The organism is Cloacibacterium caeni, from assembly GCF_907163105.1.
Taxonomy (GTDB): domain Bacteria; phylum Bacteroidota; class Bacteroidia; order Flavobacteriales; family Weeksellaceae; genus Cloacibacterium; species Cloacibacterium caeni_A.
Genome location: NZ_OU015321.1, coordinates 741,343 through 753,589, shown reverse-complemented (window position 1 = coordinate 753,589; position 12,247 = coordinate 741,343). Strand labels below are relative to the sequence as shown.

The window sequence follows — 12,247 nt, the reverse complement described above, 5'->3', positions numbered from 1 at the left end:
AGAAATTTAACAACAGAGGAAGAGGACCAATGCGTCGCCCTGTACAAGAAGACTTACATCAAATTAACGAAAAAATCCGCGCAAAGGAAGTTCGTTTAGTAGGAGATAATGTAGAACCAGGAGTGTATCCTTTAGCAAGAGCTATTGCAATTGCTCAGGAACAAGATCTTGATTTAGTCGTTATTTCAGATAAAGCAGAACCTTATATCTGTAGAGTTCTTGAATACAAAAAATTTCTTTACGAACAAAAGAAGAAACAAAAGGAACTCAAGGCTAAGCAAGTAAAAGTTGTAGTAAAAGAAATCAGATTCGGACCTCAAACAGACGATCATGATTTCGAGTTCAAGAAAAAACATGCCGAGAAATTTTTAGAAGAAGGCTCTAAATTGAAAACGTATGTTTTCTTCAAAGGACGTTCTATTATCTTCAAAGACCAAGGTGAAATCTTACTTCTAAGACTCGCTCAAGAGCTAGAACACGTAGGAAAAGTAGACCAAATGCCTAAATTGGAAGGTAAGAGAATGATTATGATGATGAGCCCTAAAAAAGCGGCAAAATAATCTTTCAAAAGAAATAATTGTACATCAAGGGATTTCTCCTCTGAAATCTCTTGATTATATTATTGCAGAGTATTATAAATTTTTATAATTTTGCAAACTCATTGATAACAAATACATAAAAAGCAAAACAATGCCAAAATTAAAAACGAAATCAGGTGCTAAAAAGCGTTTTGCTCTTACTGGTACAGGTAAGATCAAAAGAAAAAATGCTTACAAAAGCCACATCTTAACTAAAAAAGAAACGAAGCAAAAGAGAAATCTTACGCAAACTTCTTACGTTGCTACTGTGGATGAGAAAAGCGTTCTTCGCCAATTAGCAATTAAGTAGTTTTTATAAATCAATATTCGGTTTATAAGAATTCCTAAAAAATTCATTAAAAGTTAACCCTGAAACGGTGCCTATAAGAGAACTTTAAATGCAGTTCCGCCCTTTTCAAAAAAACAAAAAATTTAAATTATGCCAAGATCAGTAAACGCTGTAGCGTCTAGAGCGCGCAGAAAAAAAGTTTTAAAGCAGGCTAAAGGTTTTTTCGGTAGAAGAAAAAATGTTTGGACTGTTGCTAAAAATGCCGTAGAAAAAGCAATGCAATATGCTTACCGCGGTAGAAAAGAGAAGAAAAGAAGCTTCAGAGGACTTTGGATTACCAGAATTAACGCTGGAACTAGAGAACACGGAATGTCTTACTCTCAATTTATGGGAGCTCTTAAAAAGAACAACATCGAGCTAAACAGAAAAGTTCTTGCAGACCTTGCAATGAATCATCCAGAAGCTTTCAAAGCTGTTGTAGATCAAGTAAAATAATGTAAAACAAATTTGTTATCAATAATAAATCCTAAACTTTTTTTGTTTAGGATTTTTTTATTTCAAAAACTTTTATAAATTTGCCCCAATGAAAATGAATAATAACAAAAATTGGTGGTGGCACTTATACTCTACGCTGAGTCTAAGGTAATACTGCTATGCTTTGAATCTATAATAAAATAAAATTCATTTCATGAGAAGACTTCAGCGATTATACCGTTGAAGTCTTTTTTTTATTTAAATCTTTAATTATGCTGACAACCAACAACCAACAACCCACAACTAAAATAAAAACCACCTCCAAATCATTGATGGGAGACCTTCATACAGCGATGGGAATTTACCTGAAACTCAGAGATAAATTCAGAGATACCATTCTACTGGAAAGTGCCGACCACAATGTAAATAACAACAGTTTTTCTTACATCGCGATTAATGCAATTGCAGGAGTAGAAATTAAAAACCAACAGGAAATGGAAGTAAAATTTCCATTAACCGCTCCAGAAAAACATCAAATTCCAGAAAATTTCAACATCACTGAATATTTAGAAAATTTTTCTAAAAGTTTTGATTGCGAAAAGGTAAAAAATCCAGTTGAAAAAATGGCTCAAGGTTTATTTGGTTATACCAGTTTTGATGCCGTACAGTTTTTTGAAACCATCCAATTCAAACCTCAAAGCAAGGAAGTAGAAATCCCAATTTTACGTTACAGATTTTATCAATATGTGATTGCTATTAATCATTTTAATGATGAAATGTTTCTCATCGAAAATAAAATTGATGGTCTAAAATCAGAGCTTTCAGAAATTGAAAGCATCATTCAAAATAAAGACGTTGCACTCTACCCTTTCGAAAAAATAGACGAAGAAACTTCTAATTTAAGTGATGATGAATATAGAGATTTGGTAGAATTGGCGAAGAAACATTGTTTCCGTGGAGATGTTTTCCAGTTGGTTTTAAGCAGAAGATTTGAACAAAAATTCAAAGGTGATGAATTCAATGTTTACCGAGCTTTACGAAACATCAATCCTTCTCCTTACCTATTTTTCTTTGATTACGGCGATTACAAATTAATGGGTTCAAGTCCAGAAAGTCAGCTGATTATTCAAAATCATAAAGCTGTAATTCATCCAATTGCAGGAACTTTCCGCAGAACTGGCGACACTGAAAAAGACTTAAAATCGGTAGAAACCTTAAAAAAAGACCCAAAAGAAAACGCAGAACACACCATGTTGGTAGATTTAGCCAGAAACGATTTAAGCAAACTAGGGAAAAATGTAACGGTTTCTAAATTAAAAGAAATTCAGTTGTTTTCTCACGTGATTCACATGGTTTCAGAAGTCACCGCAGAATTAGACGAAAAAACCAATCCATTTGAAATGATTGCGACTACTTTTCCACAAGGAACTTTGAGTGGCGCTCCAAAATATAAAGCTCTTGAACTCATCGATGCTTACGAAAAAACTTCTCGCGGTTATTATGGCGGTTGTATTGGCTTTGTAGGTTTTGATGGAAGCTGTAACCAAGCAATTATGATTAGAACATTTTTAAGCAAAAATAATACGCTTTTCTATCAGGCTGGCGCTGGAATTGTAGCCAAATCTTCCGCAGAAAATGAGTTACAAGAAGTGAATAACAAACTAAACGCCTTGAAAATGGCAGTTAAAAAAGCAGAAAAATTATGAAAGTTTTAGTTTTCGATAATTACGATAGTTTTACCTACAATCTCGTTCAAATTGTAGAACAAATTTTGGGCGAAAAAGTAGATGTCTTCAGAAATGACGAAATTCCTTTGGAAGACATCAATCAATATGATAAAATCATCCTTTCTCCAGGACCTGGAATTCCAGAAGAAGCGGGAATTTTATTAGAAGTGATAAAAAAATATGCTCCAACCAAATCTATTTTCGGAGTTTGTCTTGGTCAACAAGCGATTGCAGAAGCTTTTGGAGGAAGTCTCATCAATCTTTCTGAAATTTATCACGGAGTTGCCACCGAAGCCAAACAGGTAAAACCTCACAAAATTCTAGAAAATTTACCCGAAGTTTTAGAAGTTGGGCGCTATCATTCTTGGGCAGTAAATCCCGAAGATTTTCCTGAGCAATTAGAAATTACTTCTGTTGATAATTCTGGAATGATTATGAGCCTGAAACACAAAGAATACGACGTTCACGCTGTTCAATATCATCCTGAAAGTATTTTAACTCCAAAAGGAAGAGAAATTTTAATCAATTTTTTGAAAAATTAAAATGAAACAAATTTTACAATACCTTTTCAATCATCAAACATTGACCAAAGCCGAAGCAAAGGCAATAATGATTGAAATTGCACAAAATAAATTCAACGAAACAGAAGTTTCGGCGTTTATCACGGTTTTTATGATGCGAAGCATTACGCTGGAAGAAATGCAAGGCTTCCGCGAAGCTCTGTTGCAGTTGGCAAAACCTATTGATTTAGGAATAGATGATTTAGTGGACATTGTAGGAACTGGAGGCGATGGAAAAAACACCTTCAATATTTCTACTTTGGCAAGTTTTATTGTGGCCGGAACCGGACAAAAAGTGGCGAAACACGGCAATTACGGTGTTTCTGCGATTTCCGGTTCGTCTAATGTTTTAGAAGAATTGGGCTATCAGTTCAAAGATAATCAGGAAGATTTAAAGAAAGATTTAGAAAAAGCCAACATTTGTTTTCTTCACGCTCCTCTTTTTCATCCAGCGTTGAAATCGGTTGCTCCTTTGAGAAAAGGTTTGGGTTTGAGAACGTTTTTCAATCTTTTAGGACCATTGGTAAATCCTGCAAAACCAAAATTTTCAATGATTGGTGTTTACAGTTTAGAAATTGCGAGGTTGTATCAATATATTTTGCAGAAAAACAACGAAAATTTTATGTTGGTTCACGCTCTAGACGGTTACGACGAGATTTCTTTGACTGGCGACACCAAAATTTTCAACAAAAATGGCGAAGAAATTTTCTCTGCAACAGAATTAGGATTTAAAAACATAGAAGCAGAAACCATTTTCGGTGGAAATACCAAAGAAGAAGCGTCCAAAATTTTCAGAAATATTTTAGAAGGAAAAGGAACGTATGAACAAAACGCCGTAGTTCTCTCCAATGCTGCAAAAGCGCTTCAAAATACTGGGAAATTTGAGAATTACGAAACGAGTTTAGCTGATGCAAAAGAGAGTTTAGAAAGCGGAAAAGCGCTAGAATGTTTGAATAAATTAATTATAAAATAAGTCTCGCGGATTATGCAGATTGTGTAGATAAAAAAATCTGTTTAATCTGTGAAATCAGCGAGAGAAAAAAAAACATGAATATTTTAGATAAAATAGTAGCTCGAAAAAGGGAAGAAATTGCTTTCTCTAAAAGTAAAATTTCTGTTGAAGAACTGAAAAATTCGGAATATTTTGGAAGAGAAACTTTTTCTTTGAAAGAATCGGTACAAGCCAGAAACGGAATTATTGCTGAATTCAAGAGACAATCGCCTTCAAAAGGAATCATCAATAATCAAGTTTCACCTTTAGAAGTGGTAACGAAATATGAAGAATTCGGTGCAAGTGGAATTTCAATTCTCACTGATAAAGACTTTTTTGGAGGTAGTTTTGAAGATATTTTGAGCGTGAGAAATTCTGTGAATATTCCGATTTTAAGGAAAGATTTTATGGTTGATGAATATCAATTCTACGAAGCAAAATCTATAGGTGCAGATGTTGTTTTACTCATTGCAGCATGTCTTTCGCCAACTCAAGTTCAAGAATTAACCGCTTTAGCACACGAATTGAATTTAGAAGTTTTACTGGAGATTCACACCGAAGAAGAATTAGAACACTTCAATTCTGAAATTGATTTGGTAGGCATCAACAACCGAAATTTGAAAGATTTCAAAGTAGATTTACAACATTCTGTCAATCTGAAAAATCTGCTTCCAAAAGGAACTTTATCTGTTGCGGAAAGTGGAATTTACAATGTGGAAGACTTTAAATTTTTGAAAGAAAAAGGATTTGATGCTTTTTTGATGGGAGAATATTTCATGAAAAACGAAAACCCAGGGAACAAATTCAAAGAATTTGTTGATGTGATAATTTGATAATGTGATAATTTTAAAATTAAAATGAGCCAACAACCATCAACCAACAACTATCAACTAAAAGTTTGTGGACTTACAAAAATTAATCAAATTCAAGAATTAATTTCTTTGAATACAGATTTTTTGGGCTTTATCTTTTATGAAAAATCTCCAAGATTTGTTTTAAATCATCTAAGCTTAGAAGAGATTTCAGAAATTAATCATCAAGGAAAAGTAGGTGTTTTTGTGAATGAATCGATTGAAAAAATTGTAAAAATTACAGAAAAAACCAATTTGAATTTCATACAATTACATGGTGATGAAGATGAAAACTTTATTTCAAAATTGAGAAAAAATTTAGATGAAAAGATAAAAATTATCAAAGTTTTTAGAGTTGGAGAAACTTTCAATTTTCAATTTTCAGTTTTCAATTCTTTGGTTGATTATTTCCTTTTCGACACAGACAGCAAAGCTTTTGGCGGAACAGGAAAAACCTTTGATTGGCAAATTCTTAACCAAATAGAAATCCCAAAACCGTATTTTTTAAGCGGCGGAATTTCTTTGGAAAACATCCATCAACTATCAACCATCAACCATCAACCATTGGCGCTAGACATCAACTCAAAATTTGAGACAGAACCTGGAATTAAAGACCTAGAAACAATAAAAACATTTAAATCATTACTGAAATGACAACATATAGAAATCCCGACGAAAACGGATATTACGGAGAATTTGGAGGCGCATTTGTTCCAGAAATGCTCTATCCAAACGTGGAAGAACTTCAACAAAATTATATAGAAATTATAGAATCTGAAGAATTCAAAAAAGAACTCAACGATTTATTGAAAGATTATGTAGGAAGAGCTACTCCACTTTATTTTGCCAAAAATTTAAGCGAAAAATACGGCACAAACGTTTACCTAAAACGCGAAGACTTAAATCATACTGGTGCGCATAAAATCAATAACGCTCTCGGACAAGTTCTTCTCGCCAAAAAACTAGGAAAAAAACGCATTATCGCCGAAACAGGAGCAGGACAGCACGGTGTTGCAACAGCCACAGCTTGCGCTTTAATGAATCTGGAGTGCATCGTTTATATGGGTGAAATCGATATTGCGAGACAAGCTCCCAACGTTGCCAGAATGAAAATGCTAGGTGCAAAAGTTGTACCTGCAACTTCGGGTTCTAAAACATTGAAAGACGCTGTAAATGAAGCATTAAGAGATTGGATTAATAACGCGACTACCACACATTACATCATCGGAAGTGTAGTTGGTCCGCATCCTTTTCCTGATTTGGTGGCGAGATTCCAGAGTGTGATTTCTGAGGAAATTAAATGGCAGTTGAAAGAGAAAATAGGCAGAGAAAATCCTGATTACGTTATCGCTTGTGTTGGTGGCGGAAGCAATGCTGCAGGAACTTTCTACCATTTTGTAGATGAACCGAGTGTGAAAATTATTGCTGCTGAAGCTGGTGGTTTTGGTGTAAATTCAGGAAAATCTGCAGCTACAACTTTCTTGGGAACAACAGGCGTTTTGCACGGTAGCAAAAGTATTGTGATGCAAACCAATGACGGACAAGTGATAGAACCGCACTCTATTTCAGCGGGGTTAGATTATCCAGGAATAGGGCCTTTTCACGCGAATCTATTTAAAAATAATCGTGCAGAATTTTTCAGCATTAATGATGACGAAGCGCTAGAATCTGCTTTTGAACTCACCAAATTAGAAGGCATCATTCCTGCTTTGGAAAGTTCTCACGCTTTACAAGTTTTGAAAAAGAAAAATTTCCAAAAAGACGATGTGGTGGTGATTTGTTTAAGTGGTCGTGGTGATAAAGATATGGAAACCTACCTGAAAATAATTGATAAATAATATTTTTAGAGCGCCAAATTCCGCCTTCCGCTCCCAATCTTTTTTTTGCCAATGTTTTTGTCATTGAAAAAAAAGGATTTCCGCTCAAGTCGGGGCGCAACTCAGAAAAAATTAGAAATTTTTGTATAAAATTAAACTCAAGTATTGATTATGAGCCAAAAAATATATCAAATAGACGCTTTTGCAGACACTTTATTTTCGGGAAATCCTGCAGCTGTTTGTCCGTTAGACAGTTGGTTAGATACAGATATAATGCAAAAAATAGCTGCCGAAAATAATTTGGCAGAAACTGCATTTACCGTTCCAATAGAAAATGGCTATGAAATTCGTTGGTTTACGCCAGAAGTAGAAGTAGATTTATGCGGTCACGCTACATTAGCTTCCGCTTATACATTGATGAATTTTGAAGGATTTTCGGGGGAAAAAATCAAATTCTTTTCTAGAAACAGCGGAACGCTAACTGTAACCAAAAACGGAGATTTTTTAACTTTAGATTTCCCAAAAGACAACTTACAAAAAGTGGAAGATTTAGCTATTTTCGAGAAATGTTTTGCGTATCAACCTATTGAAGCATATCAAGGAAAAACAGATTATTTGTTAATCTTTGAAAACGAACATCAAATTCAAAATATAGAACCCAACATTCCTGAAATTGCAAAAATTAATGCAAGAGGAGTTATTGTAAGTTCTATTTCAGAAAACTACGACTTTGTATCTAGATTTTTTGGTCCAAATTGCGGTGTAAACGAAGATCCTGTTACAGGTTCTGCTCATACTACATTAACTCCTTTTTGGGCAGAAAAATTGGGCAAAACTAAACTTACTGCAAAACAAATTTCCAAACGTGGTGGGGTTTTAGAATGTGAACTCAAAAATGATAGAGTTCTCATCAGCGGAAAGTGCAAAACCTATTTAAAAGGCGAAATATTCATCAATTAAAATTAAGACAATGAAAAAATTAAATATATATTTTACTGCGGGAATTCCCACTTTGGAAGATACTACAGAAATAATGAAAACCATTCAGAATTCTGGCGCAGATATGATGGAAATTGGGATGCCATATTCTGATCCTGTTGCAGATGGACCTGTAATTCAGGAAGCGCACGAATTGGCTCTGTCTAACGGAATGACCATCGCTCAACTTTTTTCTCAACTGAAATCGGTGAAAGATGAAATCAAAATTCCTGTTATTTTAATGGGTTACATTAACCCTGTTTTAAGTTTCGGTTTTGAAAAATTCTGCGAAGAATGTGCCAATTCTGGAGTTTCTGGACTGATTATTCCAGATTTACCTCCGATTGAGTTTGAAAGAAATTATCAACCTATTTTAGAGAAATATAGATTGAATTTTACCTTTTTGGTGACTCCAGAAACTTCGGAAGAACGCATTCAATATTTAGATTCTTTGAGTTCAGGATTTTTGTATGCTGTTTCTAGTTCTTCTACTACAGGAAACGAAAACAAAGAGGTTAAAAATGATGAATATCTAAACAAATTAGCTTCCATCAACCTTGAAAATCCTATAATGATTGGTTTCGGAATTATAAATAAATCTGATTTCGAGCAAGTTACAGAAAAAGCACAAGGCGGAATTATAGGAACTGCCTTTGTGAAAATTCTTCTAGAAAATAAAGATTGGAAAGAAAAAGCGGAAGCTTTCATCAAATCTATTAAATAAAAAACAGAGCAAATTGCTCTGTTTTCTTATTTTTCAAGTAAACTATTATACTTTTCTTGTAAAATTTTGAGTTCAGCTTCATTCTCTTTCAATTTCTGTTGATTTTTCTCAAATTCAGACAAGATTTGTTTCAATTTTCGGTTTAATTTTTCTTTTTCCACCTCAGTTTTTGAAGCGATTATCATTTTTTCTAGCTCTATTTTTTTTTGATTCAATGTTTTGAATTTAGCATCTAATTTTTCTTTTTGAGCAAAATTAAATTCAAACTTTTCATCTAAATCTTTTAGTTGACTAGCATTGCCTGATCTAGCACTTGCCTGCATATCATTGAGAGCTTTTACCCCTACATAATTAGAAACTTGTCTGTCATAAATATCCTTATTTATCAACTCTTGTGCTGATTGTGAAAAGCAAAAAATTCCAAAAAAAAGATGGACAGAAAGAATGATTTTTTTCATTGGTTATTTTTACAAAAATACAAAAAAATCAGTAAATACTAAAAATTAAACTTAATGTCTTCCTCTCAAAACTTCTTCTATGTCTTGCAATTTGAAATTTTTAGCTTTCAATAGAATTAAGAAGTGATAAAATAAATCTGCTGCTTCGTTTTTGAACAAGTCATCATTATTATCTTTCGCCTCAATTACCAATTCTACTGCTTCCTCTCCTACTTTTTGAGCTACTTTATTGATGCCTCTTTGGTAGAGTTTTGAAGTATAAGAACCTTCTACATTTTCATCAATTCTTTGGTTGATAATCGATTCTAATTCATACAGAAAACCTTTGGTATCTTTTTCTCCAAAACAACTGAAATTACCGGTATGACAAACTACATTCGTTGGTTTCACTTTAATCAATAATGTATCATCATCACAGTCTTTTTCGATGCTTTTTACATATAAATAATTTTCAGAAGATTCACCTTTTAACCAAATTCTATCTTTGGTTCTGCTAAAAAAGTGAACTTTCCCCGTTTCTTCTGTTAATTTTAGAGCTTCTTCATTCATAAAACCTAGCATTAACACTTGTAATGTAATTTCGTCTTGTATAATTGCAGGAACTAATCCGTTTCCTTTTTCAAAATTTATCATTGAATTCATTTGTTTAATGTTGTTGAAAAAAATTTATAATTAAATATTTAAAAATCGTAGATCAAACATCGTAAATCTAAAATCTTATGGCAATATTTTGTTGTTTTAAAACTTGTTTTAAGTCGTTTATTTTAATTTCTCCAAAGTGGAAAATACTTGCTGCTAAAGCTCCTGTAGCTTTGGTTTCATTAAAAACCTCTGTAAAATCTTCAATCTTTCCTGCACCTCCAGAAGCGATAATGGGAATATTGACGATTTGTGAAATTTCATTGAGCAATCTCACATCGAAACCTTGTTTTGTTCCATCAAAATCCATAGAAGTGAGTAAAATTTCGCCAGCTCCTAATTCTTCTACTTTTTTCGCCCAATCGTGGGTTTTATAGTCGGTTTTTATTCTTCCACCGTTTACAAAAACGTAATCTTCATCTCCAAATTGTTTAGAATCTATCGCCACCACTACGCATTGACTCCCGAATTTATCTGCAAAGGTTTTAATTAAATCAGGATTTTTTACCGCAGAAGAATTGATGCTGATTTTATCTGCGCCTGCTTTTAGAAGATTATCAACATCAGAAATTTCTGAAATTCCACCACCAACAGTAAACGGAATATTGATTTCCTCAGCAATTTTTTCTACTAATTGCACCAAAGTTTTTCGGTTTTCGTGAGTTGCTGTAATATCTAGAAAAACCAGTTCATCTGCACCTTCATCAACATATCTTTTTGCCAATTCCACGGGGTTTCCTGCATCAATCAACCCCACAAAATTAACGCCTTTTACCGTTCTTCCGTCTTTTATATCCAAACAAGGAATGATTCTTTTCTTGAGCATTTTTTTAAATTTTTGACAGTTGTTCTAACGAAATTCTTCCTTCATAAATCGCTTTACCAATGATGGTTCCAGCGCAACCAATTTTTTTCATTTTTTGCACATCTTCTATATTCGAAATTCCACCACTTGCAACGAGTTCAATTGTTGAATTTCCTATAATTTCTTGATACAATGCTGTGGATGGACCTTGCAACATTCCATCTTTTGAAATATCGGTACAAACCACTTCTTTGAAGCCTTTTTTCTGATATTCTTTGATGAAATCTACCACATCTGTTTCAGAATTTTCTAACCAACCCGAAGTTTTGATTTTTCGATCCAAACAATCTGCTCCCAAAATCAATTTTTCGGCTCCAAATTTTTCTAACCAAGCCAAACATAACTCAGGATTTACCACAGCAATGCTACCTAAAGTCACCTTTTTAGAACCGCTATCAAAAGCTTTTTGCAAATCTTCTTCAGAACGAATTCCACCTCCGAAATCAATAATGAGATTCGTGTTTTTAGCAATGCTTTCAATTACTTTTTGGTTGATAATTTTCTTGGCTTTTGCTCCGTCCAAGTCTACCAAATGCAAATATTGAATCCCAAAGTCTTCAAATTCTTTGGCTACTTCAACAGGATTTTCGTTGTATATTTTTTTGGTATCATAATCACCTTTAGAAAGTCTTACACACTTTCCGTCGATGATGTCTATTGCAGGAATAATTCTCATTTTTTAGATTTTCAAAAAGTTTTCTAATAGTTTAAAACCAGCGTCTCCAGATTTTTCTGGATGAAATTGAGCTGCATAGAAATTGTCTTTTTCCAAAGTAGCACTGAATGACGTAATATAGTCGCAAACCGATGTTGTACTTTCACCAACTTCCGCATAATAACTGTGAACAAAGTAAAAATTATCCGTTTCTGATATATTTTCTAGCAATTTTCCTTTTATTTCAGCAACATTATTCCAACCCATATGTGGAACGATGTCAGAATTCGGGAACAATTTCACTTCGCAGTCAAAAATCCCAAGCGCTTTTGTATTGCCTTCTTCCGAAGCATTGCACATCAGTTGCATTCCGAGACAAATTCCCAAAACCGGTTGTTTTAAATTCGGAATTACTGCATCTAAACCTCTTTCTTTGAGTTTTTTCATCGCCGAAGAAGCTTCTCCCACTCCTGGAAAAATAACTTTATCAGCGTTTTTTATCATTTCAATGTCAGAAGCAATCACCGCTTCAAAACCTAATTTTTTCAAGGCATTTTGAACGGATTTTACATTTCCTGCATCGTAGTCTATAATTGCTATCATTTTTTAATTGAAAGTTGAAGATTGAAAGTTGAAAATGA

General features: G+C 33.7%; 16 protein-coding genes. 11 read left to right on the top strand and 5 right to left on the bottom strand.

Annotated elements, in window-relative coordinates:
- Positions 1-29: 29 nt before the first annotated feature.
- The 11 genes from infC (at position 30) to trpA (ending at position 8,989) form a co-directional block, all read left to right on the top strand.
- Positions 30-560, top strand: a complete 531-nt coding sequence (infC, locus tag KKQ76_RS03535) for a translation initiation factor IF-3 (RefSeq protein WP_069799165.1) — start codon at positions 30-32, stop codon at positions 558-560.
- Between the two features lie 130 nt (positions 561-690).
- Positions 691-888: a 50S ribosomal protein L35 gene (gene rpmI, locus KKQ76_RS03530; protein ID WP_069799163.1), complete on the top strand. Its 198-nt coding sequence runs from the start codon at positions 691-693 to the stop codon at positions 886-888.
- Between the two features lie 129 nt (positions 889-1,017).
- Entirely contained in the window at positions 1,018-1,362 is a 345-nt protein-coding gene (gene rplT, locus KKQ76_RS03525) for a 50S ribosomal protein L20 (protein ID WP_069799160.1), read from the top strand.
- Between the two features lie 251 nt (positions 1,363-1,613).
- Positions 1,614-3,047, top strand: coding sequence for an anthranilate synthase component I family protein (locus KKQ76_RS03520; protein ID WP_213195850.1), 1,434 nt, complete (start codon positions 1,614-1,616; stop codon positions 3,045-3,047).
- A complete protein-coding gene (locus KKQ76_RS03515) occupies positions 3,044-3,610 on the top strand; it encodes an anthranilate synthase component II (protein ID WP_213195849.1) in 567 nt (188 codons plus the stop codon). The genes KKQ76_RS03520 and KKQ76_RS03515 overlap by 4 nt, the downstream gene beginning before the upstream one ends.
- Before the next feature lies 1 nt (position 3,611).
- Positions 3,612-4,601: an anthranilate phosphoribosyltransferase gene (trpD, locus tag KKQ76_RS03510; protein ID WP_213195848.1), complete on the top strand. Its 990-nt coding sequence runs from the start codon at positions 3,612-3,614 to the stop codon at positions 4,599-4,601.
- Between the two features lie 74 nt (positions 4,602-4,675).
- Complete coding sequence (gene trpC, locus KKQ76_RS03505) at positions 4,676-5,452, top strand: indole-3-glycerol phosphate synthase TrpC (RefSeq protein ID WP_213195847.1); 777 nt, start codon at positions 4,676-4,678, stop codon at positions 5,450-5,452.
- Between the two features lie 24 nt (positions 5,453-5,476).
- Positions 5,477-6,124: a phosphoribosylanthranilate isomerase gene (locus KKQ76_RS03500; protein ID WP_213195846.1), complete on the top strand. Its 648-nt coding sequence runs from the start codon at positions 5,477-5,479 to the stop codon at positions 6,122-6,124.
- The gene (gene trpB / locus KKQ76_RS03495; RefSeq protein ID WP_213195845.1) at positions 6,121-7,308 is read left to right on the top strand and encodes a tryptophan synthase subunit beta; all 1,188 of its coding nucleotides are present in this window, start codon (positions 6,121-6,123) and stop codon (positions 7,306-7,308) included. Before KKQ76_RS03500 ends, trpB begins: the two co-directional genes overlap by 4 nt.
- 150 nt (positions 7,309-7,458) lie before the next feature.
- A complete protein-coding gene (locus tag KKQ76_RS03490; protein WP_213195844.1) occupies positions 7,459-8,247 on the top strand; it encodes a PhzF family phenazine biosynthesis protein in 789 nt (262 codons plus the stop codon).
- A gap of 10 nt (positions 8,248-8,257) precedes the next feature.
- On the top strand, positions 8,258-8,989 hold the full coding sequence (gene trpA, locus KKQ76_RS03485) for a tryptophan synthase subunit alpha (RefSeq protein WP_213195843.1): 732 nt from the start codon (positions 8,258-8,260) through the stop codon (positions 8,987-8,989).
- 26 nt (positions 8,990-9,015) lie between these two features.
- Here the strand turns inward: trpA and KKQ76_RS03480 are convergent, their stop codons facing one another.
- The 5 genes from KKQ76_RS03480 to hisH form a co-directional block, all read right to left on the bottom strand.
- Positions 9,016-9,447, bottom strand: a complete 432-nt coding sequence (locus KKQ76_RS03480) for a hypothetical protein (protein WP_213195842.1) — start codon at positions 9,445-9,447, stop codon at positions 9,016-9,018.
- Between the two features lie 51 nt (positions 9,448-9,498).
- Complete coding sequence (gene hisIE, locus KKQ76_RS03475; protein WP_213195841.1) at positions 9,499-10,089, bottom strand: bifunctional phosphoribosyl-AMP cyclohydrolase/phosphoribosyl-ATP diphosphatase HisIE; 591 nt, start codon at positions 10,087-10,089, stop codon at positions 9,499-9,501.
- Between the two features lie 67 nt (positions 10,090-10,156).
- Entirely contained in the window at positions 10,157-10,912 is a 756-nt protein-coding gene (gene hisF / locus KKQ76_RS03470; RefSeq protein ID WP_213195840.1) for an imidazole glycerol phosphate synthase subunit HisF, read from the bottom strand.
- Positions 10,913-10,916: 4 nt separating this feature from the next.
- Positions 10,917-11,627: a 1-(5-phosphoribosyl)-5-[(5-phosphoribosylamino)methylideneamino]imidazole-4-carboxamide isomerase gene (gene hisA / locus KKQ76_RS03465; RefSeq protein ID WP_213195839.1), complete on the bottom strand. Its 711-nt coding sequence runs from the start codon at positions 11,625-11,627 to the stop codon at positions 10,917-10,919.
- Between the two features lie 3 nt (positions 11,628-11,630).
- Positions 11,631-12,209: an imidazole glycerol phosphate synthase subunit HisH gene (gene hisH / locus KKQ76_RS03460; RefSeq protein ID WP_213195838.1), complete on the bottom strand. Its 579-nt coding sequence runs from the start codon at positions 12,207-12,209 to the stop codon at positions 11,631-11,633.
- Positions 12,210-12,247: the final 38 nt, after the last annotated feature.

Coding starts and splice junctions, on each gene's coding strand:
- infC (WP_069799165.1), top strand. CDS start 30: ATGCGTCGCCCTGTACAAGAAGACTTACATCAAATTAACGAAAAAATC.
- rpmI (WP_069799163.1), top strand. CDS start 691: ATGCCAAAATTAAAAACGAAATCAGGTGCTAAAAAGCGTTTTGCTCTT.
- rplT (WP_069799160.1), top strand. CDS start 1,018: ATGCCAAGATCAGTAAACGCTGTAGCGTCTAGAGCGCGCAGAAAAAAA.
- KKQ76_RS03520 (WP_213195850.1), top strand. CDS start 1,614: ATGCTGACAACCAACAACCAACAACCCACAACTAAAATAAAAACCACC.
- KKQ76_RS03515 (WP_213195849.1), top strand. CDS start 3,044: ATGAAAGTTTTAGTTTTCGATAATTACGATAGTTTTACCTACAATCTC.
- trpD (WP_213195848.1), top strand. CDS start 3,612: ATGAAACAAATTTTACAATACCTTTTCAATCATCAAACATTGACCAAA.
- trpC (WP_213195847.1), top strand. CDS start 4,676: ATGAATATTTTAGATAAAATAGTAGCTCGAAAAAGGGAAGAAATTGCT.
- KKQ76_RS03500 (WP_213195846.1), top strand. CDS start 5,477: ATGAGCCAACAACCATCAACCAACAACTATCAACTAAAAGTTTGTGGA.
- trpB (WP_213195845.1), top strand. CDS start 6,121: ATGACAACATATAGAAATCCCGACGAAAACGGATATTACGGAGAATTT.
- KKQ76_RS03490 (WP_213195844.1), top strand. CDS start 7,459: ATGAGCCAAAAAATATATCAAATAGACGCTTTTGCAGACACTTTATTT.
- trpA (WP_213195843.1), top strand. CDS start 8,258: ATGAAAAAATTAAATATATATTTTACTGCGGGAATTCCCACTTTGGAA.
- KKQ76_RS03480 (WP_213195842.1), bottom strand. CDS start 9,447: ATGAAAAAAATCATTCTTTCTGTCCATCTTTTTTTTGGAATTTTTTGC.
- hisIE (WP_213195841.1), bottom strand. CDS start 10,089: ATGAATTCAATGATAAATTTTGAAAAAGGAAACGGATTAGTTCCTGCA.
- hisF (WP_213195840.1), bottom strand. CDS start 10,912: ATGCTCAAGAAAAGAATCATTCCTTGTTTGGATATAAAAGACGGAAGA.
- hisA (WP_213195839.1), bottom strand. CDS start 11,627: ATGAGAATTATTCCTGCAATAGACATCATCGACGGAAAGTGTGTAAGA.
- hisH (WP_213195838.1), bottom strand. CDS start 12,209: ATGATAGCAATTATAGACTACGATGCAGGAAATGTAAAATCCGTTCAA.